Below are 21,825 nucleotides of genomic sequence, written 5' to 3'. Positions count from 1 at the left end.
TTAACCGATGAGTTGAATTTACAGCTCATCCGCTGCCTGTCAACCCGTTCCGAAGATGGTGCGGCGGCGGCCTGGTGAGTCACCCCGGAGACCGGGTATGGGGAGACGGCCGTCCCGTCGCCGAGAGGAACCCGTCGTGGTGAGCATTCGCGCCCTCGTCCTCAACTGCACGCTCAAGCCGTCGCCAGCCCCGTCCAGCTCCGACCAGTTGGGTCGCGAGGTGGTGGCGGAACTCGCCCGCCAGGGCGTGGACGGCGAGATCGTGCGGGTGGTCGACCACGGCGTGCGCTTCGGGGTGTCGACGGACGAGGGCGACGGCGACGGCTGGCCCGCGATCCGCGCCAAGCTGCTCGCGGCCCAGATACTCATCATCGCCACGCCGATTTGGCTGGGCCAGCCCGCCAGCGTTACCAAGATGGTCCTCGAACGCCTGGACGCCGAACTGTCCGAGACCGACGACCAGGGACGACTGCTCACCTACGGCAAGGTGGCCGGCGTCGCGGTCGTCGGCAACGAGGACGGCGCGCACCACACCATCGCCGAAGTCCAGGGCGCGCTCAGCGAGGTCGGCTTCACCCTCGCGGCGGCCGGCGCGACCTACTGGGTCGGCGAGGCACTGCACAAGGTGGACTACCGCGACGCCGGCCCCAAGCCGGACACCACCGGCCGCACCACCAAGGCCCTCGCGCTCAACAGCGCACACCTGGCCCGGCTGCTCGCCGAGCAGCCGTACCCGCCGCCGGAGGCGCAGGGCGCCGCCGTGGGCCCGAGCCGCGAGCCGGCCTGACGGGCCGTCCGGCCCCGGGCGTGCCAGAGGGTACGGTCAGCGCCAGCCGTAGCCGGCGCGCAGCGCCTGCCCGACCCGGTCGAACCGGGGCCGGTCCAGCACGGCGCCCTCGCGGCGGATGCTGTCCTCGCGCATGGTGAGCACGCGGTCCAGCCGGACCCAGCTCGGCCGGTTGTCACGGTCCCACTCGCCGGGGCCGAGCGCGAACCAGTGCCGCTGACCGTCCCGCTCGCTCTGGCTGGACAGCATCAGCCCGAACAGCGTCCGGCTGTGCCGTCCGACCACCAGCACCGGGCGGTCCTTGCCCTGGCGGGGGTCGTCCTCGTACGGCACCCAGGTCCAGACGATCTCGCCCGGGTCGGCCTGGCCGTCGACCTCCGGCGCGTAGCTCAGCTCGCGCCGCTGCAACGCGCTCACCTGGCGAGGGCGGGCCACCCGCGCGGGAGCCGGCCCGGTACGCCGGGGCGACGGGATGACCGCGCCCACCCGGGAGATGCGTTGCGCCACGTTCCTCAAAAGACCAGCCACGGCGGGCAGCGTACCGGCCCCGGGGCGGCCCGCCGGAGTCGGCGCACTGCGGCAGACTGGCCCGATGGACGAACTGCCCGACGACCTGCCGATCCTTGAGCGGCGCGCGGTGCGCGTGGTCGTTCGCGACGACACCGACCGGGTGCTGCTGTTCCACACCCGTGACCCGGACCATCCCCGGCTGGGCACGTGGTGGGAGCTGCCCGGCGGCGGCATGGACCCCGGCGAGACGTACCGGGAAACGGCCGTGCGGGAGCTGCGCGAGGAGACCGGCATCGTGATCACCGCCGACCAGGTGGGCGCGCCGACCTGGCGGCGACGGGCGAGCTTCCTGCACCGCCAACTGCGCCACGTCCAGGACGAGGTGATCGTCGCCGTACGGCTGGACGGGCCCGGGCCGGACGTTGACGAGGCGGACCGGCTCGACTACGAGCGTGAGGACTACTTCGGCTTCCGGTGGTGGCCGCTACCGGAGGTGGTGGCCAGCGGGGAACGGTTCTATCCCGGCCAGCTCCCCCGTCTGATCACGCCCTTCCTGGTCGGCGAGCAGATCGAGGAGCCGTTCGAGCTGTGGTCGTGAGCAGGGTCGACGAAAGATGCCGGACCTCGGTACGACGGGCAGAGTGGGGACATGACGACCGACCTGCACGCGCCGCTTTCCGCGTACGCCGAGCGGCTGCACGCCACGATCGGCGACCGGCATCACGTCGCCTCCCCGCTCGGGGCCTGGCTGCTGCTCGCCCTCAGCGCGGCTACGGCTGACACCGACCCGGAACCGGCGACCGGGCAGCTGGCGGACGCCCTGGGCACCGACCTGGCCCGCGCGGCGGAGGTTGCCCGCGCCCTGCTGGACGCGCCGCATCCGCTGGTCGCCTCCGCCACCGCGCTCTGGCTCCGACCGGGTCGGTTCACCGACGAGTCGGCCGGGTGGCGGGCCGCGCTGCCGGCGGCGACCGAGGTCGGCACGCTGCCCGACCAGGCCGGGTTGGACGCGTGGGCACGCGAGCACACCGACGGCCTGATCGAGACGTTCCCCCTGAAGGTCCACCCGGACGTCGTCTTCGCCCTGGCCAGCGCGCTGGCCACCCGGATCTCCTGGGCCCAGCCGTTCGAGGTCACCGACGCCCGCGCGCTCGGCCCGGCCAGCGCCTGGGCGCGCGACCTCCGGCGAGCGCTGCGCAGCCCGGATCACGGGCACCAGGGGGCCATCGTGACGACCGAGCGGGCCGGCGATGTCATCGTGCACGCCGCCCGGGCCCAGGCGACCGATGGCGCGGGGCTGGTGGTGCTCTCGGTGGCCGCCGCACCGCACGTGCCGCCGACCGATGTGCTCGCCGCCGCGTACGACCTCAGTGCCGGCGCGGCCGACGGCGCGCAACCGGCCGGACGGCGCTCGCTGTTCGACCTGCCGCTCGGCGAAGCTCCGCTGTGGACGCTGCACGAGGAGCGGGTCCGGACCCGCGCCCGCGACGGCCGCGAGGAACGACACAGCGCGGTACTCCCCTGCTGGTCGGCCCGCAGCGAGCACGACCTGACCGCCGAGCCGCTGGGCTTCCCGGCGGCCACGGCGGCGCTGGCCGGGGCACTCGCCCAGCCGGTGCAGGGCTTCGAGGCGCGGCAGGTGGCGATGGCCCGGTACGGCCGGTACGGCTTCGAGGCGGCGGCGGTCACCGGGATGTTCGGCACCGTCAGCCTGCCGCCGGAGGGCGTCGCCCGCACCGCCGAGCTTCGCTTCGGCCACCCATACGCCGTGGTGGCCGTCGCCACCGACAGCAGGGCCGACGGCGTCACCGGGCCGTGGCACGGGGTGCCGGTCTTCTCGGCGTGGGTCACCGAGCCGGACGACCTGCCCGACGCCGACGGATGACGCCGTTGATCCACTCCAGGTCCGCGCTGTGGCGGCATCAGCGCGCGCGAATACCCCTATATCGGCGACCTGGAGTGGATCACGCAGGATCGGACGGGGCACCGTCGCGGGGCAGCCGCGCCACCATCTCGTGGAACTCCTGCACGGTCACCGCCTCGCGCAGCGTCGCGAAGACGGCGCCCGTGCCGAGCCGTGCGGTGGCCGCGTCCACTCCGGCACGCTGGCTTACCAGGCGCAGGAAATCCACCGGGCCCGCGTCCATGGGTGGTGGCGTGACCGGCCCGTCGACGTCGACGCCCAGGCCGGCGTCGAGCCCGTCGCCGCCGGTCGTCAGGGCCGGGGCCGACTCGGTCGGATGGGCGTCCGGCGCGAAGTCGTACAGGTAGCCGTCGATCTGGTCGGGAAGGTGCCCGGCGGGGTCGGGGGCGCCGCCGGTGACGCGTTCCGCCATCGTGGTGAGCACCGCGCGGGCGAGGGCGGCAGCCTGCCCGGTCGGTAGGCCGGATCGTCGGGACACCGCGTCGATGAAGTGCGGAAACCCGTCGCCGCCCGCGCTGTCGGTCACACCGGGGCGGTTACCCGCGCTCGACAGGGGCAAACAGCGGGAACCCGCCGTCAGCGCAGCAGGTCCGCGGCCAGCAGGTGATCGAAGATGAGCTGGTCGACCGGGGAGGTGCGGTGCCGGTCGGCGTACCCGAGCCAGGCCATCTCGGCGATCTCACTGGCCGGCCGCAACAGCCCCCGGTATCCGGCCTGGTAGCAGGTCATCCGAACGGTGATCCCGGTCGCATGCCCGTGCGCCTGCGCGCTGAACGTGCCCAGGTGCACCGCGCTTCGCACGTCGACCTCGACGCTCAACTCCTCGTCGATCTCCCGGCGCAGGGTCTCCAGGTCGCTCTCCCCCGGCTCGCGCTTGCTGTCGGGCAGGTACCACACATCCTTGCCCTGCGAACGGGTGCTCAGCACCCGTCCGTCCTCGATGAGGATCCAGGCCACCTTGTCGATCTCACGCACGCGCGCCTCCCGCCCCGTTGAGAGCGGGCACGCTACCACCCGGCGCGGGCCGCGAGACACTCAGTTGGCCAGCAGGTCGAGCAGCAGCGCGGCGGTCCAGCCGAATGCCGGTGAGCCCAGCCCGGCGCCCGTGTCCGGGTGGAAGTACTCGTGGCAGCCGGCCCCGGCGACCAGGTCGATCATCGAGCGGCGCAGGCCGGCCGCGAGCTCCGGGTGCCCGTGGGTCAGCAGGCCGCGCCGCACCAGCCAGCCGATGTTCAGCCAGCTCGGCCCGCGCCAGTAGCGCAACGGTTCGAAGTCGGTCGCGGTGCGGTCGTAGGTCGGCAACGGCCGGTCCATCCACCGGGCCACCCCGAAGCGCGGCGACCGGGCCTCGGCCACGAGCGCGTCGACCTGCCGGGCGGGCAGGCCGGGCAGGATCAGCGGCGCGAGCCCGAGCACGGTACGCGCGCCGACGAGCCGACCGGTGCGCAGGTCGCGGGGCTGGAACGTGCCGGTGCCCGGATCGTACAGCCGGCGTACCAACGCCTCGGTGACGCGGTCCGCGCGGACCCGGTGCGGGGCCGGGTCGGCGCCGGTCAGCGCGGCGATCTCGGCCAGCGCGTGCTCGGCGGCCCCGAATGCCGCGTTGAACAGCGGGCATTCCACCAGGAACGGATGGCCGTCGGCCAGGTCGCGGTCGGCGTAGCCGTGGTCGCGGTAGGCCGAGACGATCGCCAGGTAGCGCGCGTAGTCCAGGTCCGTGGGGCGGTGCGCGGCGTCGGCGTGCGCGGTGTCGTGCCGACGGTACGCGCGCATGACCGCCGCGTCGGCGTCGACAGCTGCCATCGGCTCGTCCCAGGCGGGGCTGTTGTCCAGACCGGACTCCCACGGGTGGACGACGCACACCAGCCCGTCGCCGGCGACGTCCCGCCGCGTCGCCAGGTACCGCTGCTGGGCGACCAGCGCCGGGTAGAGCCGGCGCAGCGCGGCCAGCCCGGCCGGATCGGGCGCTCGCCGGTACGCCAGCAGCGCGGCGGGCGCGTGCACCGGCGGCTGGACCAGGCCGGAGGTGTCCACCGTCGGCGCGCCCTCGACGTCGGACGAGCGCCACAGCTCCGGCCCCGGGAAGTACGCGCCGACCCGCAGCGCCGGGTTGAACACGATGTGCGGCACCCGCCCGTCGGCCCACTGCGCCCGGAACAGGCTGGTCAGCTCCTGCCAGGCCCGTTCGGGACGCGCGTGGGCCAACCCGATCGCGATGAACGCGGAGTCCCAGCTCCACTGGTGCGGGTAGAGCGTGCGCGACGGGACGGTGTGGTCGTGCTCCCAGTTGGCGTCGAGGGTGGCGACGGCGAGCCGGCGCAGCCCGGCCAGATCGGTCGGACCACCGGTGCGGGTGGGGACAGCGCCGGCGGTCATGCGGCGGCCTGCCGGGGCAGCGCGTGCCGCAGCACCGCGGCGGCCTGTTGCAGGGCCCGGACCGGGTCGCCGCGCAGCCGGCACTCCAGGGCCAGCCAGCCGCGGTAGTCCAGCTCCAGCAGGGTCCGCACGAGCGCCGGCCAGTCCAGGTGCCCGGTGCCCGGCTGGTACCGGTTGGAGTCGCTGACCTGCACATGCCCGAGGTACGGCGCGGCGGCGCGCAGCGCCCGGTGCACGTCGTCCTCCTCGATGTTCATGTGAAAGGTGTCGGCGACCACCCGCACCGAGGGCAGCCCGAGCGCGGCGCAGAGGGCGACCGCCTCGTCGAGCCGGTTGACCATGTGGTCCTCGTACCGGTTGAGGGGTTCGAGGAAGAGGGTGACTCCCTCGGCGCGGGCGTGCTCGCCCAGCTCGCCGAGGGCGTCGAGGAGCACCTGGCGGTCGCCGGCCGGCGGGCGGGGCGGCTCGAACGGTGGCAGCCGCCGGGAGAACATGCCCCACGCGGCCGGGGTCATCGCCCCGACGCCGCCCAGCTCGGCGATGACCGAGAGCTGGGAGCGCAGGTTGCGCACGGCGTCGGCGGACCGGGCGGGGTCGAAGTCGCCGATGAAGTGGTCCATCTCGACGCAGACGGTGGGCATCACCACCCCGGCGGCGCGGGCCCGGCGCAGCTCGGGCAGTCGGTCGGCGAACGCGAGGTCGCCGCGTCCGCGCAGCTCGATGCCCTGGTAGCCGAGCGCGGTGGCGAGGGCGTACTTCTGGATCAGGTTGGTGCCCGGCAGGAGCTGTTCCTGGCAGGCCAGCGCGATGGTGGTCATCTAGAACCTCAACACCACTTGGAGGACGTCACCGGCGCCGCGGTCGAGCAGCGCGAGGGCGTCGGCGACCGCGCTGGCGTCGACGATGTGGCTGACCAGCGGCAACGGGTCGACGCTGTGCTCAGCCACCAGGTCCATGAAGGTCTGCGCCACCCGGTCTCCGGTCCACCGGCCGGCCATGCTCGGCGCGGGGGTGGGGCCGGAGACCTGGGCGGCCACCAACTGGATGCGGTTGTGGTGGAACTCCTCGCCGAGGCCGAGCGCGTCGGCCTGGCCCTGGTAGAAGCCGGCGGCCACGACCCGGCCGGCGTGTGCGGTGGAGCGGATCGCCTCGTGCAGCGCCGGGTACGCCCCGGACAGCTCCAGGCAGACGTCCGCGCCCCGACCGTCGGTGGCCGCGCGCAGCACGGCGGCGGCGGACTGGGTCGCGACATCCACTGTGGACCGTGCGCCGTAGCGGGTGGCGTATGCGAGCCGGCCGGGCACCTGGTCGACGGCGACCACCCGGGCGCCGGAGAGCACGGCGAGCCGGGTGGCGAGCAGCCCGATGACGCCCTGCCCGAAGACGCCGACCCAGTCGCCCAGGTGCAGGTCGCCGGCGAGCACGGCGGTGAGCGCGATCGCGCCCGGCCGGGCGAAGACCGCCGCGAGCGGGTCCAGGTCGGCGGGGAGCGGCCGGACCGCGTCGGCGGGGAGCACCGCCTCGGCCCGGTGCCCCCAGATGCCCCACACGAGCTGCCCCGGGTGCCGGTCGACGACCTCCGGCGCCACCTCGACGACCTCGCCGACCTCCTCGTAGCCGAAGCCGATCAGCGGGTACGGCACGGGGGTCTGGCGGGGGACGAACATGCGGGCCGCGTCGTCCCAGTCCTTGCTGAGCCGGGGATTGCTGCCTCGGTAGAGGGTCAGCTCGGTGCCGGCGGAGATGCCCGAGTAGCAGGTGCGGACCCGGACCTGGCCCGGGCCGAGCGGATCCGGCGGGCAGGGCTCGAGGCTGATCCGTCGAGGCCCGGCGAGAGAGACCACCCAGTTGCCCATGTGTCACATCCCGGTAGCACTGGGCTCCAGGATAGACACAAAATCGCAATATGTCTTGTTATTGATCAATCGAAGGTGTTGAATCCGGCATGTACCCTTCGAGAGGAGTGCCACCGATGTCAGCACCTCCGAGGCGGATACTCGCCACCACCCTGATCATGGCACTGACCGCGTCCACCCTGCTGGCCTGCGGAGATGACGGTTCAGACAGCAACAGCAAAAAGATCACCGTTTGGAGCCTGGAGGACGTCGCCGACCGCGTCACCGCCACCAAGGCGATCATCGCGGACTTCACCGCGAAGACCGGGATCCAGGTCGACCTCGTGACCGTCAACGAGGACCAGTTCCCCTCCCTGATCGCCGCGAACGCCGCCGCCGGCGAGCTGCCCGACGTGGTCGGCTCGGTCTCCCTGGCCGGCATCCGCACGCTCGCCGGCAACGAACTCCTGCACGCCTCGGCCAACACGGAGGTCGTCGACAAGCTGGGCCGGCAGACGTTCTCTCCCCGAGCGTTGGAGCTGACCTCCGACGACGGCAAGCAGCTCTCCGTGCCCAGCGACGGATGGGGGCAGCTGCTCGTCTACCGCAAGGACCTGTTCGCCGCCGCCGGCCTGCCCGCCCCCGACACGTACGAACGGATCACCACCGCCGCGGCGAAGCTGAACACCGGCGGCGTCGCCGGGATCACCGCGGCGACCTCGCCCAGCGACGTGTTCACCCAGCAGACCTTCGAACACCTGGCGCTGGCCAACGGCTGCCAGCTCACCGACGACTCCGGCGCGGTGACGCTCGATTCGCCGCAGTGCGTCGAGGCGTTCCGCTTCTACGGCGACCTGATCCGCACCAGCTCGGTGAAGGGCGCGCAGGACGTGGACACCACGCGGGCCACCTACTTCGCGGGCAAGGCGGCCATGGTGATCTGGTCGCCGTTCATCCTCGACGAGCTGGCCGGGCTCCGCAACGACGCCAAGCCGACCTGCCCCCAGTGCCAGGCCGACCCGACGTTCCTGGCGAAGAACAGCGGGTTCGTCACCGCGATCAAGGGCCCCAACGGCACCGAACCCGCGCAGTACGGCGAGATCAGCTCCTGGGCCGTGCTCGACGGCGCGGCGGCCGACCCGGCGAAGTCCTTCGTGGAGTACATGCTCGGTGACGGCTACCCGCGCTGGTTCGGCATGTCCCCCGAGGGTCGATTCCCGGTGCGCAAGGGCACCCCGGCCGAGCCGGAGGCGTTCCTCACCGCCTGGAACACCAGCCAGGCCGGCGTGGACGCCAAGAAGCCCCTCGCCGACGTGTACGGCGACGAGGTGCTGGCCACCCTGCGCAGCAGCCCGGACACCTTCGGCCGGTGGGGGCTCAGCCAGGGGCAGGGCAAGCTGGTCGGCGCCATGCTCGGCGAGCTGCCGGTGCCCAAGGTGCTGGGCGACCTCACCTCCGGCAAGACCGACGCGGCGGCCGCCGCCGGCCGGGCCAAGAAGGACGTCGAGGCGATCAAGGCGGGCGTCAATTGACCACCACCGCCCCCGGCACCGGGCGCTCCCCCACGAAGGAGCGGCCGGAGCCGCCCCGCCGCCGACCACTGACGCTGCGCCGCCGCGAGTCCCGCGCCGGGCTGGCGCTTGTCGCGCCGACCCTGCTCGTCACCATCGCGGTCATCGGCATCCCGATCATCTGGACCGTGGTGCTCGCCTTCCAGCGGGTCCGGCTCGCGACCCTGCGCAAGACCGGGCTGTTCGGCGAGTTCACCATGGACAACATCGACCGGGTGCTGCACACCCCCGGCTTCGCCGACACACTGTGGGTCACGCTGCTCTACAGCATCGGCGGCACCGTCGGGTCGATCGCGCTCGGTCTGGTCGCCGCGCTTGTGGTGCGCCGGCCGTTCCGCGGCCGCACGCTGGTGCGGGCCTCCATGCTGCTGCCGTACGTGGCGCCGGTGGTCGCGGTCACCTTCGTCTGGCAGGTGATGCTCGACCCGCAACTCGGCATCGTCAACCACTGGGGTCAGCGCCTGCTGGGCTGGGACGCGCCCGTGCCGTTCCTCACCCAGGAGTCGACCGCGCTGGCCACGGTCATCGTGTTCGAGGCGTGGCGCTACTTCCCGTTCGCGTTCCTGTTCCTGCTGGCCCGGCTCCAGGCGGTGCCCGGTGAGCTGGAGGAGGCCGCCCGGGTCGACGGGGCCACGCCCACCCAGCGGTTCCGGCACATCCTGCTGCCGCAGCTACTGCCGGTGATCGCCCTGCTGGGGGTGCTGCGCTTCATCATGACGTTCAACAAGTTCGACGACGTCTACCTGCTCACCGGCGGGGCCGCCGGCACCGAGGTGGTCAGCGTCCGGGTGTACGAGTTCCTCACCGCCCGTACCGACATCGGCGCGGCGGCCGCGCAGGCGGTCGTACTGGCCGTGGTGCTCATCGTGTTCGTGCTGATCTACCTGCGCTTCTTCGGACGGAGGGTCGGCTGATGGACCGGGACATGGTCGAGACGGTGAGCCTGCGCTGGCTGCGCCGCCTGGTGATCGCCGCGTTCCTGGTCGTCACCGTCTTTCCCTTCTACTACATGCTGGTGCTCTCGGTGCGCCCCATCGAGCGGCTGCTGCTCGACCCGGGCTCGCTTGTCGTCGGCTTCGGCGAGCTGACCGTGGCCACGTACGCCGAGGTGCTCAAGGCCACCGACGACGGCGGCCAGGGATTCCTCACCTTCATCCGCAACAGCGGCCTCGTCGCGGTCGCGGCGACACTGCTCACGCTGCTCGTCGCGATCCCCGGCGCGTACGCGGTCGCCCGGCTCCGGTTCTTCGGCCGGCGGCAGGTCGACTTCCTGTTCCTGGCCGTCTACCTGTTCCCGTCGATCGTCATCGCGATCCCGCTGTTCGTGGTCTTCAGCCTCGCCGGGCTGCGCGGCTCGCTGTTCGGCCTGGTGCTGGTCTACATCTCGCAGACCCTGCCGGTGTCCGTCTACATGCTGAAGAACTACTTCGAGACCATCCCGGTCAGTCTGGAGGAGTCGGCGGCCATCGACGGCGCCGGCCGACTCGGCATCATCCGCCGGGTCAGCCTGCCCCTGGCCGCGCCATCGATCATGGCGGTCGCGCTCTACGACTTCATGATCGCCTGGAACGAGTTCCTCTTCGCCCTGCTGTTCCTGGTCGACAAACCGGACCGGTGGACGGTGTCGCTGGGGTTGTCACTGCTCTCCGACGGCGTGGAGGTGCCCAAGACGGTGCTGATGGCCGGGTCGGTCGTCCTCACCCTGCCCATCGTGATCCTCTTCTTCGCCAGCGAGCGGCTGCTCACCGAGGGCCTGACCAGCGGCGCGGAGAAGGGCTGACCGGTTCCCCTGATCGGTGGCAGCCCAGCGGCCCGACACGCCGACCCCGTCGCCGCTGAGCTGCCACCGATCGGTGCGCCTGCCGGACGGCCCATCGCGCCCCGACCGGCCCGGTTACGGTGGCCGTATGGCCAACCCGACCCGCTGGGCGACCGACACCGGTCCGGAGCACTCGCAGTGGTACATCGACCGGTTCCGCAAGCTCGCCGCCGAGGGAGCGGACCTGGCCGGCGAGGCCCGGCTGGTCGACACGCTCGTCGCGCCCGGCTCGCGGATCCTCGACGCGGGCAGCGGCACCGGCCGGGTCGGCGCGGCCCTGGCCCAGCGCGGGCACACAGTGGTCGGGGTGGACGCCGACCCCGCGCTGGTGGAGGCCGCCCGCGCCGACCATCCCGGCCCCCGCTGGCTGGTCGCCGACCTGGCCGAACTGGACCTGCCGGCGCTCGGCGAGGCGGAGCCGTTCGACGCGGCGGTCCTCGCCGGCAACGTCCTCGCCTTCGTCGCCGCCGGCACCGAGCCGGAGGTGCTGCGCCGACTCGCCGGGCACCTGCGCCCCGACGGCGTGCTGGCGGTCGGCTTCGGCACCGAACGCGGCTACCCGCTGACCGCGTTCGACGCCGACGCGGTCGCCGCCGGGCTGCGCCTGGAGCACCGCTTCGCCACCTGGGATCTGCGGCCGTGGCGCGACGACGCGCCGTTCGCGGTCAGCATCCTGCGCCGCCCGGCCACCTGACGCCGGAGCGGCGTCAGGACGGGGCGGCGACGGCCCGGGCCGCGGCCGGGTCCAGGGTGGCGCCGGCCGGCACGAGGCTGACCAGGCCGGCGGGCAGCCGTACCGGTCGCACGTCGCGGTAGCCGAGCATCGCCAGCACCTCCCGGTCGGCCAGCACGTACCGCCGGCCCAGGTCGGTGACCACGGACACCGCGCCTCCGGACGCGCCGGGCGCCGCGGCGGCCTCGACCACCGCGCCGCCACCCGGCTGCACCACCACGTGGTCGGCCAGCGCCGCGCCGCCGCTCGGCGCGGTCCGTGGGACGGCCGCCAGGTCCGGCAGGCGTACGCCCCGCAGCACCTCGCCCGTGCCGCCGTCGTCCCCGACCCGGGCGCAGATCGCCGCGTCGTCGGAGCTGGCGAGCCGGGGCGGCACGGGCGGTGGCGCGGTCGGGCCGCTCGGCGCGAGGTCGGGCAGCGTGGGCAGCGCGGCGAACCGACCCAGCGTCATCGGTTCCGACTCCCCCTGCCCGGTACGGGCCAGCAGCAGCCCGGCCTGCAGCTCGGTGATCCCGGCCAGCCCGTCGTCGAGCGCCACCGCGTACTGCCGGCCGCCGCCGGAGTTGCGCACCAGGTAGACCTGACCGATCGTGGCGCCGGGCACGCGGGTGGCGGGTCGACCCTCGCCGGGCAGCGCTAGCGGGGCCAGATCGACGCCTGCGGGAAGCGCGTTGAGCAGGGCCGGCGCGACCGGCACCGCCCGCGTCCGGGTGGTGGCCAGCGCGGCCAGCACCCGGTTGGGATCGCGGACCAGATACCGGCGCTGGTGCCATACGAGGTGCAGGCCGCCGTCCGGGTGGCGCAGCAGCAGCGCGTCGTCCCCCAGCGGCCGACCGCCGTCGGGGTCGGTGCCGATCAGCAGCGCGGACCGGGGGTCCTCGCCGCCGGCCGTCGAGCAGACCGTCCAGGCCGACGTCGCCAGCCGGCCCGGGGCGGGCAGCGAGTCCGGTGCGTCGGCGATGCCCAGGGGCAGGCCGCGCGGCACGTCGTCGATCGAGCGTCGGGAGACCAGCACGGTCTTCGACCGGTCCGCGCCGACGATCAGCAACGCCGACGCGTAGTTGAGCACCGGGTGCAGCTTCTGCTCCCGGTAGACGAACCGGGCGCCGGACTCCTTCTCCACGATCACCGCGCCGGGGTCGCGCCACCCCTTGCCACCGCCGGCGAACAGGCCGTAGAGCGCCGAACCCCCGAGCCCGATCGCCGCGACGAGGACGCTGGCCAGGCCCGCGCCCGCCAGCCGCCGAAACGGTGACTGGGCGGGGTCGGTCTCCCGCATCACCAGTGCGGCGACCGCCCGCTGGACGCTGAACTGGTAGGAGTGCAGCTGATCCTGCCGCGACGGCATGAGGTCCCTTCCGCTGGTTCGACCGGGCCACAGGATATGCGCTGCGTCGATGTCCCGTGGACCCTGCGTGGCGGGCCCCGCCCCGACCGGTACCATCCGGGGACGAATCCGGCGGCGAGAGGGCATCCGTGGGCGCGCGTTTCGAGGAGCTGGCCTGGCGGGAGACCCCGATCGGCGCGATCAGCCTGCGGCGGCGCCGCGACCCGGCGCTGCAGGTCGAGGTGTACGAGGTCAAGCTCGACGACGAGTACCTGATGTCCAGCCTCTTCCCCGTCGCCGAGATCGAGCTGGCCCGGCTGGGCCTGGCCGAACTGACCGGCGACGCCCTCGACGTGGTGGTCGGCGGCCTCGGGCTGGGCTACACCGCGTGCACCGCGCTGGCCGACCCACGGGTGCGAACACTCCTCGTGGTGGAGGCCATCGAGGACGTCATCGACTGGCACCGGCGGGGACTGCTGCCGTTCGCGGCCGGGCTCGCCGAGGACCCCCGGACCCGGTTCGCGCGAGCCGATTTCTTCGCCGCCGTGGCCGGTGACGACGGGTTCGACGCCGAGACGCCCGGACGTCGATTCGACGCCGTCCTGCTCGACGTCGACCACTCACCGCGCAACGTCCTGCACCCGAGCCACGCACCCTTCTACGCGCCGGACGGGCTGCGCCGCCTCGCCGCGTTGCTGCGCCCAGAGGGCGTCTTCGCGCTGTGGTCGGACGACCCGCCGGACGACGAGTTCGTCGCGGCGCTCACGGAGGTGTTCGCGACCGCGCGGGCGCATGTCGTGCCGTTCGCGAACCCGCTGACCGGCGGCCAGTCCGCCAACACGGTCTACGTCGCCCACCGCTGACTCCGCCCGGGGATGGCGTTTGAGGTTGGCGGAATCGGGGAGGTGGAGCCCGGGGGTCGCCGCATCTCGCGTCGCGGCCGGGTTACGGGAGGTCGCGATGCGTGCCCTGCTCTGGGTCGTCGGTGTGGTCGCCGGCGTGCTGATTCTGCTCGGGCTGATCCTCGAGGCGGTCCGCTGGCTGATCATCATCGGTCTGATCGCGCTGGTGATCGTGATCATCCTGGGCGTGGTCAAGGGACGGCAGGCCATGCACCACCAGACCCGCCGACGGTGACGCCGGGGCCGTTCAGAACCAGTCGGCGCGCATGTCGAGCGTGGTCCGGTCGAGGCTGTCCAGCAGGTCGAACTGCGGGCCGGTCCGGGGCAGCTCGGCCGTGAAGAAGTAGCGGGCGGCCTGCCGCTTGCCGGCGTGGAAGGCGTCGCCGTCCTCCTGCGGCGGCAGCGCCAGCACCTGCTCCAGCCACATCCACGAGATCACCACGTGCCCGACCGCCTCCAGGTAGACGCTGGCGTTGGCCAGGGCGAGCACCGGGTCACCGCCGGACCAGAGCCGGCGGGTGACCGCGACGACCCGATCCACCGCGCCGGCCAGCCGGTCGGCCAGCTCGGCCGCCTCGCCCCCGGCCTGGCGGCCCCGGCTGACGGTGTCGCCCATCCTCTCGGTCAGCAGGAGCAGACCGGCGCCGTCGCGCATGGTCATCTTGCGTCCCAGCAGGTCCAGCGCCTGGATGCCGTGGGTGCCCTCGTGGATCGGGTTGAGCCGGTTGTCCCGGTAGTGCTGCTCGATGTCGTGGTCGCGGGTGTAGCCGGCGCCGCCGAGCACCTGGATCGCCAGGTCGTTGGCGGCCAGGCACCACTGCGACGGCCAGCTCTTGGTGATCGGGGTGAGCACGTCCAGCAGCAGGTGCGCCCGCTCGCGGTCGGTCTGCTCCGGGGCGGTCTGCTCCTCGTCGAGCAGCCGGGCGCAGTAGAGCACCAGGGCCAGGGCACCCTCCACGTAGCTCTTCTGCGCCAGCAGCATCCGCCGTACGTCCGGGTGGTCGATGATCGGCACCTGCGGCGCCGCCGGGTCCTTCGCGTCGACCGGCCGGCCCTGCGGCCGTTCGCGGGCGTACGCCAGGCTCTTGAGATAGCCGGTGTAGCCCAGCGCCATGGCACCGGCGCCGACACCGATCCGGGCCCCGTTCATCATGTGGAACATCTGGGCGAGCCCCTGGTGCGGCGTGCCGACCAGGTGGCCGACGGCGCCGGGGCGACCGGCCGGGGTGTGACCGCCGTCGCCGAAGCTGAGCAGGGTGTTGGTGGTTCCCCGGAAGCCCATCTTGTGGTTGAGCCCGGCGAGTACCACGTCGTTGCGGTCGCCGAGCGATCCGTCCGGCTCGACGAGCACCTTGGGCACGATGAACAGCGAGATGCCCTTCACCCCGGGCGGCCCGCCGGGAATCCGCGCCAGCACCAGGTGGACGATGTTCTCGGCCAGCTCGTGATCACCGCCGGAGATCCACATCTTGGTGCCGAAGAGCCGGTACGTCCCGTCCGGCTGCGGCTCGGCGCGGGTGGTGATGTCGGCCAGCGAGCTGCCCGCGTGCGGCTCGGAGAGGCACATGGTGCCGAAGAACCGACCCTCCAGCATGGGTCGGACGTAGGTGTCGACCTGCTCGACGCTGCCGTGCGCCAACAACAGCTTCGCGTTGCCCAGAGTCAGCATCGGGTACGCCGAGGTGGCCACGTTGGCCGCCTGGAACCAGGCGAAGCAGGCTGCGGCGACGGCCTGCGGCAGTTGCAGACCGCCGACCGAGGCGTCCAGCCCGGCCGTCAGCAGACCCGTCTCGGCGAAGCTGTCCAACGCTGCGCGCACCTGCGGGATCAGCCGCACCCGCTGCCCGTCGAACGTCGGTTCGGCAAGGTCGGCGGCCCGGTTGTGCGAGGCGAACTGCTCGGTGGCCACCCGCTCGGCGAGGTCCAGCGCGTCGTCGAAGGTCTCCCGGGAGTGCTCGGCGTAGCGAGGGCGCTCGACGAGCTGCGACACCCGCAACCAGTCATGCAGCAGGAAGTCCAGGTCACGGCGGGAGAGCAGGGTGGACGGCACGGAACTCCTCGGCGGGGCTGGGGTGTGTCGGTTCGGAGGCGGCGGCCCGGCGTCGCCCCGACCCATCCTGACCGATCCGCCGGGAGCACACCACCGCCGCCCGTCGGCGGGCGTCATTGTCGTACCCGCCGACTAGGGTCCCTTCCCGTGACCGCGCCCGGAGACGTCGACCCCGAGGTTCTCGACCGGCTGCGCCCGATCTGCCGCGGATTGCCGGAGACCTACGAGGAGCCGGCCTGGGTGGGCACCCGTTGGCGGATCCGCCGGCGCACCTTCGCCCACGTGCTCACCGTCGACCCCGACCGTCAGGCCGTGCACGCGCGCGCCGCCGCGCTCGACCGCCCGGCCTGCCTGTTGGTCTTCCGGTCGCCGCTCGACGAGATCGCCGGTCTGCTGAGCGTCGGGCACCCCTTCTACAAGCCGGACTGGAGCCCGAACGTGCTCGGCATGGTCCTGGACGCGGACACCGACTGGGACGAGGTCGGCGAGCTGCTCACCGAGAGCTACTGCGTGCAGGCGCCCAAACGGCTCGCCGCACTGGTCGACCGGCCCGGCTGAGCCCCCGGCGCCCGCCGTGACGGCGTTTCGCGGGGTCCGACCCGGGGACACCCACCGGATGGTGGCGGCGCTATATCTGTGGAGCGGTCGAGGCCCGATCGGTGAAGATTGGGGGCGTGTCCGTTCCCGCCCGTCAGATCCGCGCTCGCTATTCGGCCGACACGATCACCGTGTACCAGGCGTACCCCTCGGAGGTCGCGCTGCCGGCGGTCGCCGCCGGCCGCTTCGTGGCCCCCTTCAAGCGGGACCGCATGACCTGGATCAAGCCGTCGTTCCGGTGGATGATGTACCGCTGCGGCTGGGCCACCAAGCCCGGCCAGGAGCGCGTGCTGTCGATCGACATCGCGCGGGAGGGCTTCGAGTGGGCGCTGGCGCACGCCTGTCTGAGCCACTACGACCGGGACGTGCACGATGACCGGGTGACCTGGTCGCGGCAGCTCAGGAGCAGCCCGGTACGGGTGCAGTGGGATCCGGAACGAACGGTGCGGATGGCCGCTCTGCCCTATCGGTCGCTGCAGGTCGGGTTGTCCGGTGCGGCGGTCGCCCGGTACGTCGACGACTGGATCGTGGCCGTCACGGACATCACCCCCACCGTCCACCGTGTACGGGAGCTGGTGCGGGCCGGCGATGAGCGAGCGGCGACGGACCACCTGCCGGTCGAGAGTCCCTACCCGCTGCCGGCTCAGATCGCCGCTCGCCTCGGCGCGGCGGGCGGTGGGTGAGAGTCCTCGATATCCTGCCTCGCATGCATCGAAGCCGTGTGTACGCGTTGCTGATCGACGCGCCCGAGGCGGAGGCCGCGCGGGCGGCGGAGTTCTGGTCGGCGGCGCTCGGCGTCGGCACCCGGTCCCATCCGGCCGAGCCGCAGTTCGTCGGCCTGCACGAGGCGTTGCCGGGCCTGGTCACCGCGGTCCAGGCCGTCGACGACGCGCCGCGCTACCACCTCGACATCGAGACCGACGACGTGGCGGCCGAGACCGCTCGACTGGTCGGTCTGGGCGCCACCGAGGTGTCGCAGTGGTTGGAGTGTCGGATTCTGCGGGCGCCCGGCGGGCACCTGCTCTGTGTGCTGCCGGTCGAGAGTCCACCCGAGGTGTTCGACACCCAGTCCCGGACCTGGTCGTGACGCGCCGGGCTGTCAGAGGTCGGCGCTAGGGTCCGGCCATGGCGAATGTGGTGTTGGTGGCGGGCGCGTGGCTGGGGTCGTGGGCGTGGGACGAGGTGGTGCCGGGGCTGCGGGCCGCCGGGCACCAGAGCTTTCCCCTGACCCTCTCCGGGGTCGCCGAGAGGCAGGGCGTGCCCGCCGGGCAGCAGACCCATGTGCAGGACATCGTCGGCGAGATCGAGCGGCGCGACCTGCGCGACGTGGTGCTGGTCGGGCACAGCTACTCGGGCATCCCGGTGGGTCAGGCCGCCGCGCGGATCGGCGACCGGTTGACCCGGGTGGTCTACGTCGACGCGGAGGTGCCGGTCGACGGCGGGTCGTTCGCGTCGGACTGGTGGCAGGGTCAGGCGGCGTTCGAGTCGGTGCTCGCCGACAACGGCGGCGACTGGCCGCCGCCCGACCCTGCCGAGTTCGACGGCCAGGGGCTCGCCGACGAGCAGATCGCGCGGCTGCTCAAGGGCGCCACCCCGCACCCGGGCGCCACGCTTACCGAACCGGCCGTGCTGGCCCGTCCGCTGGGCGAGCTGCCGACGACGTACGTCAAATGTCTGCTCGACGGGCCGGAGCCCAACGACACCGTGTCCGCGCTGCTGACCAGCGAGCGCTGGCGGCTGGTCACGATGGCCACGGGCCACTGGCCGATGTTCTCCCAGCCCGACGAGCTGGCCCGGTTGCTGGTGGAGGAGATCGGCTGACCGCGCGGGCGACGACGGTCTCAGCGGGCCACTCCGGCAGGTCAGGTCGCGGGGTCGTCGAGGGTGGCGATGTGGCGTACCGGGGACGCGAGCAGCCACAGGACGGCCAGCACGCCGCCCACTCCGGCGACGACCAGGGCCGGCCGCAGCCCGAAGGTGGTGCCCAGCGCGCCGCCGACCAGCGCGCCGAGCGGCCGGATGCCGTAGTTGACGGCGCTGTACGCGCCGGCCCGGCGACCGCGCGCGTCGTCGGGTGTGACGGCGGTGAGCAGAGCGTTGAGGTTGACGTCCATCAGCATCACACCGACGCTGGAGACCATCTCGATGGCCGCCAGCATGGCCACCTTCGCCCAGGTCGGGCCGGCGATCAGTGCCGTCAGCGCCAGCGGCGCGGGAAAGACCACCACGCCGATCATCGCGGTACGGCCCAGCCCGATGGCCCGCGACAGGCGAGGCGCCAGGGCCGCGCCGGCGAGTCCGCCAAGCGCGCCGACGCCGAACGCGACGCCGATGGCGCCGGCTGACAGGCCGAGTTCACGGTTGGCGTAGAGCACCAGCAGCGCCGCGGCGATGAAGGTGAAGAAGTTGACGGTGGTGGTGCAGCCGAGCGCGGCGCGCAGCACCGGGTGCCGCAGCACCAGCACCAGGCCCTCGCGGACCAGGCCGAGTGTGGACGTCCGCCGTGGCGGCGGAGGCGACTCGGCGACCGGGATGCGCCGCAGCAGCAGCGCGGAGGCCAGGAAGGACACCGCGTCGACGAGGATCGCCACCGGTGCGCTGAGCGCCTGGACGAGCCCACCGCCGACGGCCGGGCCGGCGATGAACGAGAGGGACCGGCTCACGCTGAGTTTGCTGTTCGCGTCCACGTACGCCGATCGCGGCACCAAGGCGACGAAGAACGCCTGCTGTCCCAGGGTGAACAGCACCGCTCCGGCGCCGGTGAGCAGCGCCACCAGGTAGAGCTGGGTGAGGGTGATCGCGCCGAACAGGTAGGCCGCGGGCAGGCTGAGCAGGACTGCCGCGCGGAGCAGGTCCGCGATGATCAGGAGTCGACGCTTGTGGGTGCGCTGGTCCACCCACGCGCCGAGGAACAGGCCCAGCAGGTTGGGCAGCCAGATCAGCGCGGTGAGGACGCTGACCTGCACGGGCGTCGCGGCGAGCAGGGAGACGGCGATCAGCGGCAGGGCCAGCTCGCTGATCCGGTCGCCGAACGCCGAGATCGTCTCACCGATCCAGAAGGTGCGGAACCGCCGGTCGCGGCCCAGCGCCGGTGCGGGCGGGGCGTCGACGGCCGTCATGACGCGGGCGAATCGTCGCTGGTCTCGGGCAGCAGGTAGCGCAGCATCCGGACGAGCTGGGCGCCGTCCGGCGTCGTCTCGTCGTCCTTGCGCCGCACGTACGGGGCGAGCAGTTCCTCGATCGCCTCTTCCAGGTGCCGCAGCTCGTCAGGTGTGGCGACGAAGCGGGTGTCGGCCACCCCGGCCAACGCGCGCCACTCGGCGTCCAGCCGGGGTTCGTCGTGCAGCAGCCACTGTTGAGGCGCGTCGGCGTAGCGGGCGAACATCTCGCCGCGCAGCTGCCGGGCCGCGGCCTGCCCCTCGGCGTCGTCGGGCAGCGTGAAGCGGAACCCTCGGGCGGCTGCCTGCCACCAGCGTTCCCGCTTGCTGGTGGCGCCGTCGGCATCGGTGACCAGGCCGAACGTCGCGAGGTGGCGCAGGTGCCAGCTGACCACCGACGGCGTGGCGCCGACGTGCGGCGACAGTCCGGTGGCCGTGGCCGGGCCGTGTTGCTGGAGCCGGTCGAGGATGGCCAACCGGACAGGATGCGCCAGCGCCCGCAGCGCCTGCGGCTCGGTGATCTCGAAATCCCCATATGGATTCTTGAGAGACATGTTTCGAAAGTAGCCTCTCAGATCGTGCGGAGCAACCCCCCGGAGACGCCGGTTCCTCTGCTCAGCTCACTCCCAGGCGGGCCAGCGGCTCGACCAGTTCCCGCTCCTCGTAGCTCAGGTGCGACAGCAGGGCGTCGGTCAGCAGGTTCACCGCGGCGCGCAGCTCGGCCAGGCCGTCCGGCGCCCCGATGTACGCGACCAGCGCCTTGTCGACCCCCTCCAGCACGTCGTGGATGACGTGGTGCTCCTGCTCCAGCCGGTCGACGACCGGGCGCAGCCGCGGGTCGGCCTGCCGCAGCCGCGGAAAGAGGGCCTGGTCCTCGATGGTGTGGTGGGTGGTGACGATGCGGCAGTAGGACTCGCAGTAGGCGCCCAGCGTCCACCGGTTCTGCCGCATGGTCATCGTGTTGATCTGCGATCGCGCCGCGCCGGCGTCGAGCTCGCCCGCCGCGACCTGCTCGATCAGGTCGTGGATCTGGGCCAGCTCGCCGCGCAGGCCGTCGTGCACCTGCACCAGGTGCTGGCCGTTGGCCTGCTCGTAAGCGGTGTAGGTGCGGGTCGGGTCGGGCGCGGGCCCGGTGGGACGGGCCGACTCGTCCCAGACCTGCCGGTCGCTGAGCCGCCGGCCGTCGTCCGGGGTCGGCACCACCGCGAAGGCCCCGGCGGTCACCCTCGCGCGGGTCGGCCGCGCGGAGGGCGCGACGAGCGCCGCCGGCTCCGCGGCCACCGCCGGCTCGGCGGGAGTACGCGCCGACGCCGCGCCACTGTCGCGTTCGGCCGCGACCAGTTCGCGCACGGCGGGGGCCACCTCGCCAGCGAACCGGCGCAGGTCGTCGGGGTCGTCGCTGGCGAGGATGAACGTGCCGACGCCGTCGCCCAGCGCCAACTCGGCCAACTCCCGCACCCACTGCTCGGCGGGCCCGTGCAACGGGCCGCCCCCGGCCGACGAGAAGGTGCCGGAGATGTTGAGCAGCCGGCGGACGTCGCGGGGCGAGCGGCCCGCCTCCTGGGCGGCATCGTCGATGATCTTGTTGCCCCTGGCCAGGTCACCGGGCTGGAGGTAGTCCAGTGACGGCAGCCAGCCATCGGCCCGGCGACCGGTGAGCGCGAGCATGCGCGGCTTGTACGCCCCGAGCCAGATCGGCACCGCGTGGGCGGGGGCGGGGCCGCGCTTGGCGCCGACCACACGGTGGAACTCGCCGTCGACCCGCACGCCGCCGCGCGCCTGGGCGTCCCACATCTGCCGGATGACGTCGATGCCCTCCTCCAGCGCCCGTACGCCCTGCCCGGGGGTCAGCCGCCGGCCGCCCATCGCTTCGATGGCGTCCCAGAACGCCCCCGCGCCGAGACCCAGCGCGACCCGACCGCCGCTGAGCAGGTCGAGGCTGGCGACGCTGCGGGCGAGCACGGCGGGCGGGCGCAGCGGCAGGTTGGTGACGTTCGCCGACAGGTGCACCCGGTCCGTCCGCGCCGCGACGAAGCTCAGCAGCGTCCAGGTGTCCAGAAATCGCGGCTGGTACGGGTGGTCCTGGAAGGTGACCAGATCCAGCCCGACCTGTTCGGCCAGGACCGCGAGCCCGACCGTGCGGTCCGGATCGTCGTTGCCGGGCGTGGTGAACGATCCGAAGACCAGGTCGTGGCCGTAGTCGCTCATCGTGCGAGCCTCCCGTCGTCCGCGACGC

General features: G+C 73.0%; 24 protein-coding genes. 13 read left to right on the top strand and 11 right to left on the bottom strand.

The features are described from left to right. Nucleotides 1-136 precede the first annotated feature (136 nt). Nucleotides 137-787 (top strand): flavodoxin family protein, encoded by a 651-nt coding sequence (locus ACGGAQ_RS21840; RefSeq protein WP_393051956.1) that lies wholly within the window; start codon nt 137-139, stop codon nt 785-787. A 36-nt stretch (nt 788-823) separates the two neighbouring features. Here the strand turns inward: ACGGAQ_RS21840 and ACGGAQ_RS21835 are convergent, their stop codons facing one another. After that, nucleotides 824-1,315, bottom strand: coding sequence for a type II toxin-antitoxin system PemK/MazF family toxin (locus ACGGAQ_RS21835; protein WP_393051954.1), 492 nt, complete (start codon nt 1,313-1,315; stop codon nt 824-826). A 64-nt stretch (nt 1,316-1,379) separates the two neighbouring features. Between ACGGAQ_RS21835 and ACGGAQ_RS21830 the strand changes: the two genes are divergently transcribed. Together ACGGAQ_RS21830 and ACGGAQ_RS21825 are read left to right on the top strand one after the other, a co-directional pair. After that, nucleotides 1,380-1,895 carry an NUDIX hydrolase gene (locus ACGGAQ_RS21830; protein WP_393051952.1) on the top strand — a complete coding sequence of 172 codons (516 nt, stop codon included), beginning with the start codon at nt 1,380-1,382 and terminating at the stop codon, nt 1,893-1,895. Between the two features lie 51 nt (nt 1,896-1,946). After that, a complete protein-coding gene (locus ACGGAQ_RS21825; protein ID WP_393051950.1) occupies nt 1,947-3,182 on the top strand; it encodes a hypothetical protein in 1,236 nt (411 codons plus the stop codon). Between the two features lie 79 nt (nt 3,183-3,261). Here the strand turns inward: ACGGAQ_RS21825 and ACGGAQ_RS21820 are convergent, their stop codons facing one another. Genes ACGGAQ_RS21820 through ACGGAQ_RS21800 form a run of 5 tightly spaced genes read right to left on the bottom strand, consistent with a single transcriptional unit; the run spans nt 3,262 to nt 7,453 of the window. Next, entirely contained in the window at nt 3,262-3,747 is a 486-nt protein-coding gene (locus ACGGAQ_RS21820; protein ID WP_393051948.1) for a DUF2267 domain-containing protein, read from the bottom strand. Between the two features lie 50 nt (nt 3,748-3,797). Then, a complete protein-coding gene (locus ACGGAQ_RS21815; RefSeq protein WP_393051946.1) occupies nt 3,798-4,196 on the bottom strand; it encodes an NUDIX domain-containing protein in 399 nt (132 codons plus the stop codon). A gap of 60 nt (nt 4,197-4,256) precedes the next feature. Continuing rightward, on the bottom strand, nt 4,257-5,597 hold the full coding sequence (locus ACGGAQ_RS21810) for a hypothetical protein (RefSeq protein ID WP_393051944.1): 1,341 nt from the start codon (nt 5,595-5,597) through the stop codon (nt 4,257-4,259). Next, the gene (locus ACGGAQ_RS21805) at nt 5,594-6,415 is read right to left on the bottom strand and encodes a sugar phosphate isomerase/epimerase family protein (protein WP_354860033.1); all 822 of its coding nucleotides are present in this window, start codon (nt 6,413-6,415) and stop codon (nt 5,594-5,596) included. Before ACGGAQ_RS21805 ends, ACGGAQ_RS21810 begins: the two co-directional genes overlap by 4 nt. Beyond that, complete coding sequence (locus tag ACGGAQ_RS21800; RefSeq protein ID WP_393051942.1) at nt 6,416-7,453, bottom strand: zinc-binding alcohol dehydrogenase; 1,038 nt, start codon at nt 7,451-7,453, stop codon at nt 6,416-6,418. It abuts the gene before it with no gap. Nucleotides 7,454-7,569: 116 nt separating this feature from the next. Here ACGGAQ_RS21800 and ACGGAQ_RS21795 point away from each other — a divergent pair, with 116 nt between their 5' ends. The 4 genes from ACGGAQ_RS21795 (at nt 7,570) to ACGGAQ_RS21780 (ending at nt 11,516) form a co-directional block, all read left to right on the top strand. After that, complete coding sequence (locus tag ACGGAQ_RS21795) at nt 7,570-8,964, top strand: ABC transporter substrate-binding protein (RefSeq protein WP_393051940.1); 1,395 nt, start codon at nt 7,570-7,572, stop codon at nt 8,962-8,964. Next, nucleotides 8,961-9,917, top strand: coding sequence for a carbohydrate ABC transporter permease (locus ACGGAQ_RS21790; protein WP_393051938.1), 957 nt, complete (start codon nt 8,961-8,963; stop codon nt 9,915-9,917). The genes ACGGAQ_RS21795 and ACGGAQ_RS21790 overlap by 4 nt, the downstream gene beginning before the upstream one ends. Next, nucleotides 9,917-10,783, top strand: coding sequence for a carbohydrate ABC transporter permease (locus ACGGAQ_RS21785; RefSeq protein WP_393051936.1), 867 nt, complete (start codon nt 9,917-9,919; stop codon nt 10,781-10,783). Before ACGGAQ_RS21790 ends, ACGGAQ_RS21785 begins: the two co-directional genes overlap by 1 nt. A gap of 127 nt (nt 10,784-10,910) precedes the next feature. Beyond that, nucleotides 10,911-11,516: a class I SAM-dependent methyltransferase gene (locus ACGGAQ_RS21780; protein ID WP_393051934.1), complete on the top strand. Its 606-nt coding sequence runs from the start codon at nt 10,911-10,913 to the stop codon at nt 11,514-11,516. Between the two features lie 13 nt (nt 11,517-11,529). On the opposite strand, the gene eccB is transcribed toward ACGGAQ_RS21780, so the two are convergent. Then, nucleotides 11,530-12,903 (bottom strand): type VII secretion protein EccB, encoded by a 1,374-nt coding sequence (eccB, locus tag ACGGAQ_RS21775; protein ID WP_393051932.1) that lies wholly within the window; start codon nt 12,901-12,903, stop codon nt 11,530-11,532. 128 nt (nt 12,904-13,031) lie between these two features. Between eccB and ACGGAQ_RS21770 the strand changes: the two genes are divergently transcribed. Together ACGGAQ_RS21770 and ACGGAQ_RS21765 are read left to right on the top strand one after the other, a co-directional pair. Beyond that, entirely contained in the window at nt 13,032-13,745 is a 714-nt protein-coding gene (locus ACGGAQ_RS21770) for a spermidine synthase (RefSeq protein WP_393051930.1), read from the top strand. 97 nt (nt 13,746-13,842) lie between these two features. Beyond that, nucleotides 13,843-14,019 (top strand): hypothetical protein, encoded by a 177-nt coding sequence (locus ACGGAQ_RS21765; protein WP_355067416.1) that lies wholly within the window; start codon nt 13,843-13,845, stop codon nt 14,017-14,019. A 12-nt stretch (nt 14,020-14,031) separates the two neighbouring features. On the opposite strand, the gene ACGGAQ_RS21760 is transcribed toward ACGGAQ_RS21765, so the two are convergent. Further along, entirely contained in the window at nt 14,032-15,834 is a 1,803-nt protein-coding gene (locus ACGGAQ_RS21760; protein ID WP_393051928.1) for an acyl-CoA dehydrogenase, read from the bottom strand. Nucleotides 15,835-15,981: 147 nt separating this feature from the next. Here ACGGAQ_RS21760 and ACGGAQ_RS21755 point away from each other — a divergent pair, with 147 nt between their 5' ends. The 4 genes from ACGGAQ_RS21755 to ACGGAQ_RS21740 all read left to right on the top strand — a co-directional run bounded on the left by ACGGAQ_RS21755 (nt 15,982) and on the right by ACGGAQ_RS21740 (nt 18,252). After that, nucleotides 15,982-16,392 (top strand): MmcQ/YjbR family DNA-binding protein, encoded by a 411-nt coding sequence (locus tag ACGGAQ_RS21755; protein ID WP_393051926.1) that lies wholly within the window; start codon nt 15,982-15,984, stop codon nt 16,390-16,392. A gap of 116 nt (nt 16,393-16,508) precedes the next feature. Continuing rightward, nucleotides 16,509-17,114, top strand: coding sequence for a DUF4291 domain-containing protein (locus ACGGAQ_RS21750; protein WP_393051924.1), 606 nt, complete (start codon nt 16,509-16,511; stop codon nt 17,112-17,114). A gap of 23 nt (nt 17,115-17,137) precedes the next feature. Then, nucleotides 17,138-17,518: a VOC family protein gene (locus ACGGAQ_RS21745; RefSeq protein WP_393051922.1), complete on the top strand. Its 381-nt coding sequence runs from the start codon at nt 17,138-17,140 to the stop codon at nt 17,516-17,518. Nucleotides 17,519-17,556: 38 nt separating this feature from the next. Next, nucleotides 17,557-18,252, top strand: coding sequence for an alpha/beta fold hydrolase (locus tag ACGGAQ_RS21740; protein WP_393051920.1), 696 nt, complete (start codon nt 17,557-17,559; stop codon nt 18,250-18,252). Nucleotides 18,253-18,293: 41 nt separating this feature from the next. Here the strand turns inward: ACGGAQ_RS21740 and ACGGAQ_RS21735 are convergent, their stop codons facing one another. From ACGGAQ_RS21735 to ACGGAQ_RS21725, 3 genes are all read right to left on the bottom strand, one after another. Next, the gene (locus ACGGAQ_RS21735; protein ID WP_393051918.1) at nt 18,294-19,550 is read right to left on the bottom strand and encodes an MFS transporter; all 1,257 of its coding nucleotides are present in this window, start codon (nt 19,548-19,550) and stop codon (nt 18,294-18,296) included. Beyond that, nucleotides 19,547-20,143 carry an ArsR/SmtB family transcription factor gene (locus tag ACGGAQ_RS21730; RefSeq protein ID WP_393051916.1) on the bottom strand — a complete coding sequence of 199 codons (597 nt, stop codon included), beginning with the start codon at nt 20,141-20,143 and terminating at the stop codon, nt 19,547-19,549. The genes ACGGAQ_RS21735 and ACGGAQ_RS21730 overlap by 4 nt, the downstream gene beginning before the upstream one ends. Before the next feature lie 61 nt (nt 20,144-20,204). Next, nucleotides 20,205-21,797, bottom strand: a complete 1,593-nt coding sequence (locus ACGGAQ_RS21725; protein WP_393051914.1) for an LLM class flavin-dependent oxidoreductase — start codon at nt 21,795-21,797, stop codon at nt 20,205-20,207. Nucleotides 21,798-21,825 lie beyond the last annotated feature (28 nt).

It is taken from the genome of Micromonospora sp. NPDC047557, from assembly GCF_043205095.1.
GTDB lineage: Bacteria > Actinomycetota > Actinomycetes > Mycobacteriales > Micromonosporaceae > Micromonospora.
The sequence above is the reverse complement of the archived record's forward strand: the minus strand, read 5'-3'. Positions and strand labels throughout refer to the sequence as shown.